Origin of the sequence: Ligilactobacillus acidipiscis DSM 15836 (assembly GCF_001435755.1) — a bacterium.
GTDB lineage: Bacteria > Bacillota > Bacilli > Lactobacillales > Lactobacillaceae > Ligilactobacillus > Ligilactobacillus acidipiscis.
This window is the reverse complement of sequence record NZ_AZFI01000159.1, coordinates 1-4,368: the sequence shown is the minus strand read 5'-3', so window position 1 is coordinate 4,368 and position 4,368 is coordinate 1. Positions and strand designations below refer to the sequence as shown.

6 protein-coding genes and 2 pseudogenes are annotated in these 4,368 nt (G+C 43.7%); 4 read left to right on the top strand and 4 right to left on the bottom strand.

Annotated elements, in window-relative coordinates; translation table 11 throughout:
* Window positions 1-1,040: pseudogene (locus FC65_RS08995) on the bottom strand (M13 family metallopeptidase); the annotation flags it as partial.
* A 310-nt stretch (window positions 1,041-1,350) separates the two neighbouring features.
* Window positions 1,351-2,016 (bottom strand): Crp/Fnr family transcriptional regulator, encoded by a 666-nt coding sequence (locus FC65_RS08990; RefSeq protein ID WP_056972414.1) that lies wholly within the window; start codon window positions 2,014-2,016, stop codon window positions 1,351-1,353.
* Between the two features lie 200 nt (window positions 2,017-2,216).
* On the opposite strand from FC65_RS08990, the gene FC65_RS08985 reads away from it, so the two are divergent.
* The 4 genes and pseudogenes from FC65_RS08985 (at window position 2,217) to FC65_RS12170 (ending at window position 3,279) form a co-directional block, all read left to right on the top strand.
* A complete protein-coding gene (locus FC65_RS08985) occupies window positions 2,217-2,438 on the top strand; it encodes a heavy-metal-associated domain-containing protein (protein ID WP_024272221.1) in 222 nt (73 codons plus the stop codon).
* Between the two features lie 12 nt (window positions 2,439-2,450).
* Window positions 2,451-2,708, top strand: a pseudogene (locus tag FC65_RS12555) (ferritin family protein); the annotation flags it as partial.
* A 1-nt stretch (window position 2,709) separates the two neighbouring features.
* The coding region (locus FC65_RS12550; RefSeq protein ID WP_477218332.1) for a ferritin family protein at window positions 2,710-2,977 on the top strand (268 nt) is incomplete at its 5' end.
* A gap of 128 nt (window positions 2,978-3,105) precedes the next feature.
* Window positions 3,106-3,279, top strand: coding sequence for a hypothetical protein (locus FC65_RS12170; protein ID WP_010497317.1), 174 nt, complete (start codon window positions 3,106-3,108; stop codon window positions 3,277-3,279).
* A gap of 99 nt (window positions 3,280-3,378) precedes the next feature.
* Here the strand turns inward: FC65_RS12170 and FC65_RS08975 are convergent, their stop codons facing one another.
* Both FC65_RS08975 and FC65_RS08970 read right to left on the bottom strand, forming a co-directional pair.
* Entirely contained in the window at window positions 3,379-3,648 is a 270-nt protein-coding gene (locus FC65_RS08975; RefSeq protein WP_056972413.1) for a metal-sensitive transcriptional regulator, read from the bottom strand.
* Between the two features lie 23 nt (window positions 3,649-3,671).
* The gene (locus tag FC65_RS08970) at window positions 3,672-3,992 is read right to left on the bottom strand and encodes a thioredoxin family protein (protein ID WP_056972411.1); all 321 of its coding nucleotides are present in this window, start codon (window positions 3,990-3,992) and stop codon (window positions 3,672-3,674) included.
* Window positions 3,993-4,368 lie beyond the last annotated feature (376 nt).

The following is a 4,368-nucleotide window of genomic DNA, read 5'->3' as shown; positions in this document are numbered from 1 at the left end:
TTGGCAACGCTGTGACGAGCAGACCATCACCAAAACACTCGTGGCCGTAATAGAGTCCAACGACTTGATCAAAAGTTCCGGTAGCTAGATAGTAGGCACTCTTAGCTTGGTTCCGCGGTTCTTTTTGACCAGACAATGCCCGTGAATAAGTCGTGGCTAATACCCGCATTTCATCACTGAGGTAACCACTGTACCGTTGAACGAGTTTAGCTTTCATCCAGTTCTTCATCAGATCGAAGTTATCAGGATTAACTACTTCATTAAAGTGATCGAAGAAGGCGGGTTCTGGCAAGATGACGAGGTCGGGATTAACATCGATGACGGAGTAGGTGATGGCGGCTAAGTCTAAATAACGACTAGTGTTAACAAAATCGTTGAATTTGCGAGGATTATACATCTTACTGTAATCGGCCGACTCTTCAGCGGATTTGATCCACGGAACGATCAAACGATCGAATTGCAGCGTGTCATCAACGATTTTTTGTGCTTCGTCCTTTTCGTAACCAGTTTTTTGCAACAGTTCGGTCATCATTTTAGCGTAAATTGGTAGCAACTTAGGGCCGGCCTGGTTGCCTTCGTCGTAGTATGTCTTGTCGGGCAAGATAGTCCCAGGTACTTGGGCAAATAAGGCGTTGACCTTGGTATTTTTCATATCAGCGTCGACATCCAAGCTGAATGGTAATGGGGGCCGTCGTAGATCCAATCGGGCATCCGTTGTTGTAAGTCAGCAAAGTCGCTTAAACTATCAATTTGCTTGAGACACGGCAGAATTGGTTCCGCACCATTGGCATTGCGTTGGTCGAAATCTTTAGCTAAGCGGTAAAACTTAATGAATTCGGTTAGCTGAGGATCGTCGGGGTAACTGTTCCCGCCGCCATTGCATCAAAGTCATGCATTAACGTTTTTTCAATGGCATCAACTAAGTCCATACAGACCCCGGTTGAAGAATGGTCATCCGGAATGACGGCGGTTTTGAGCCACTCGCCGTTGACGGCATCGTAGAGATCTTGTTTTACTGCTGCTTGATTAATGGTTGCCATTAAATCCACTCCCTAATAAATTTTCTAATACTAAGTTAATTATACCTTAGATTATTCTCAGTGGTATCATCTGGTACCGACTCAGTAAAAAATGATACTAATCATCTTAATAGTCCTGAATCAGTAGCTGATGGGTTGTGAATGTTAATGTAAAGTTCAAGATTACTTCTGAATTATCGGCATGCAGGAGCTGTTAGTGCCTGTAAATCACCTTATGAGGCAGCGTGATGGTTGACGTAAAAGCCCCCGGATGACTAACAGTGATTTCGCTAGTCATCCGGGGGATTAAGGATAATTTAATTAGTAGCCATTATTCAGTTAATAATAGCTGGTCGGCATTGTTAATTTCGATGACCTTGCCAGGCTTTTGCGTAATTAGGCCTTGACGCTCGAATAAGGCGAGCTTACGGCTGATGCTTTCAGGGGTGGTGCCGAGGAACGTCGCCAGGTCCTTTTTCTTTAATGGTAGTTTAAACGTGTCGGTTTTGAGCGCTGCCGCTGTTTCAGTGATATAGTTCGCTAAACGGGCTTCGACGGATTCAGTGGCCGTGCTGGTTATTTGACGTTCCAGTTGACTGAGACGTTTGCCAAAGACGTTTAAGACGTTGATGCTGATACTGGGATATTTTTGCATCAAGTCTTGAAAGTCTGAACGGCGAATACTGCAAACATCCGTCGGTACTAAGGCTTCACCGAATGAGGTCCGCCGTTGATTTTCAAATAAGGCAGCTTCGCCATCGATATCACCAGTTTGTAATAGGTATAGTAACTGCTCGCGACCATTGGCAGCTAGCTGATAGACTTTAACCTGCCCATTGGCAACAATCATCAGTGAATCCAGTGGATCGTCAGCACCAAATAAAGTGCTGCCGGCTGGATAGTGGTGGTGACGAACGATCGATTCGATGGTGTCTAATTGTTCACTACCGAGTTCGCTAAAAATTGGGACTAACTGCACACATTCATGTTCTGCCATAAGGCCCACCTCCTGAATAAATTCACCCTAACTATAACAGATTTTGCTTGGTAGATAGGGTTTGACGTTTTAAATTTCCTACTGTTTTAATAACTATATTGTAGCGTAAAACTTTTTTGAATTTCTTGACGGCCGTCAAGTTCTGATCAATCAAATCCGGTTATGATAGAACTATCAAATGAACGACACGGAGGTAATTGATTATGAAAATTATTATGCAATTAGGAACGTTGACTTGCCCATCATGCATGACCAAGATCGAAAAGGCCGTTGCTAACCATGACGGCGTTGAGAATGTTAAGGTGCTATTCAATGCCAGCAAGGTAAAGGCTAACTTTGATCCTGAAGTGACGAATGCCGATGATTTGGCACAAGTTGTTACCGGACTTGGTTACGAAGTTGAAAACGTCAAGGTTAAGTAGGAGGAATAAACGATGAGTGAACTAACGATCGACGAACAATACGCAGCGGAATTAAAACAGAGTGACATTGATCACCATGTCCCAACAGCGGGCGCAATGACGAATCACATTTTATCTAACTTAATGGTTGCTTACGTTAAGTTGACCCAAGTGAAGTGGTACGTTAAAGGACCACAATCATTGGCATTGCGGACAGCATATCAACGTTTGTTAGATCAGAATGTCCGTCAGTTTGCTGAATTAGGCGAATTACTCCTAGATGAAAACCAGNCAAGTATTCCATGTTGGAAGAAAATGGGGCTTTCAAGTATCAATCTGCTGATGAACTCGTGGCCGCAACAATCAAGGATTTTGATACGGAAAACCTATTCGTTGACCGGGCTATCAAGCTTGCTGAAAAAGAAACCCGGCCGGCACTGGCGGCTTGGTTAGTTGCTTATCGTGGCAGTAACAATCGCAATATTCGGGAATTACAAGCTTATCTTGGTAACGATGCTCGAACTGGTTTGGAGGAAGAAGATGAGGATGACAACGATTAGGTCGTTGTCGCTGAAGAATTAAACGCTCTGGATAGCGATTGTGTGGGCAAACTATCCAGGGCGTTTTTGCTATTACAACGGGCCTGCGCTATACTAACGACAATTAAATTATATGGGAGGGCCCCGAGATGGCGATTAGCGATATTGTGATGTGGACATTTGTCTTTATTATTGCGACTGGGTTCTTAACGGTGGTTTCAACGGCGGTACTGTTGAAGCGAGCAAAACGAGCGCCCAAGGATGCCGAGCAGTCCCACAGTGATGACGACGATGACTGGAAAAAGGGCGATTGGAAAGATTGACTCGATAAGTTGCCTGACGGATACGGTGCTTAACTGAGTCAACTGGCACTAAAAAGACGGTATAACCAACTGAGATTGGCGACACCGTCTTTTTTGGCGTTATTTGGTTTTTAGCAGTAGATCCAAGGAGTGTTCAAGATTCTGAATATCAGCCGTGGTCATCGCATCTACACAATTATTAATATTACGGGCGATGACGAGTTTCATGGCCTTGTCGATACTTGATTCCACTGCTGAAAGTTGAACTAAGACATCTTCGCAAGGACGATTTTCGTCCATCATACGTAAAACGCCGTCCAGTTGACCAGCCGAGCGTTTCAGCCGGGTCTTGATCTGCTTGTTAGTGACATATTCTTCAGTAGTTGCCATGATTCATGATGCCCCCTTCGTAATTAGGCAAGTGCTTTTTTGAGTTCGGCTTCAAAATCAGGCTTAGGACGTGCTCCGACCATGTGACTGACGACTTGGCCATCTTTCTTAATCAGGAAGGTTGGAATTCCTTGAACTTGGAATTGACTGGCCGTAGCTTGTTCATGGTCAATGTTCAATGAAACGAAGTTGACCTGGTCCTTGTATGCGGGGTCTTCAGAAAGGGACTTAAGAATTGGGTCCATCATGCGACATGGTGGGCACCAGTCCGCGCGAAAATCAATAACGGCGATACCAGTATCTGTTTCTTTGGCAAAATCTTGATCATGTATTTCTTTAATCATTTTAGATGACTCCTTTAGTAAGTATTTGTCACTAAATAATATACCCCCATAGGTATATACGAGCAAGTGTTCTGCTTCTGGCCGTGGAGGGATTTAAAAAGGACTGATGTATTGGGTGATTAGATAATAACGATTCGTTGTGGAAGCTAGCGGCTCCTGAGAATCCACTAGTTGTGATCGCGAGCATTAACGTTGAAGATCTCATGTTGACGCGAGCGTGTTATACTTGCGCTTCATAATTATACAACACAGGGTATTTGGTAGAATTATGTTGAATTATTAGAAACCGCTTATTTAAGCAAAATAAAACGTTTACATAAATAGTTTTATCTGGTATCTTCAAATTATCATAGATGCTCGGTACCATACGAGGAGG

Excerpts from the sequence above, each read along its gene's own strand:
- FC65_RS08990 (WP_056972414.1), bottom strand. The coding sequence starts at position 2,016 with ATGGCAGAACATGAATGTGTGCAGTTAGTCCCAATTTTTAGCGAACTC.
- FC65_RS12170 (WP_010497317.1), top strand. The coding sequence starts at position 3,106 with ATGGCGATTAGCGATATTGTGATGTGGACATTTGTCTTTATTATTGCG.
- FC65_RS08975 (WP_056972413.1), bottom strand. The coding sequence starts at position 3,648 with ATGGCAACTACTGAAGAATATGTCACTAACAAGCAGATCAAGACCCGG.
- FC65_RS08970 (WP_056972411.1), bottom strand. The coding sequence starts at position 3,992 with ATGATTAAAGAAATACATGATCAAGATTTTGCCAAAGAAACAGATACT.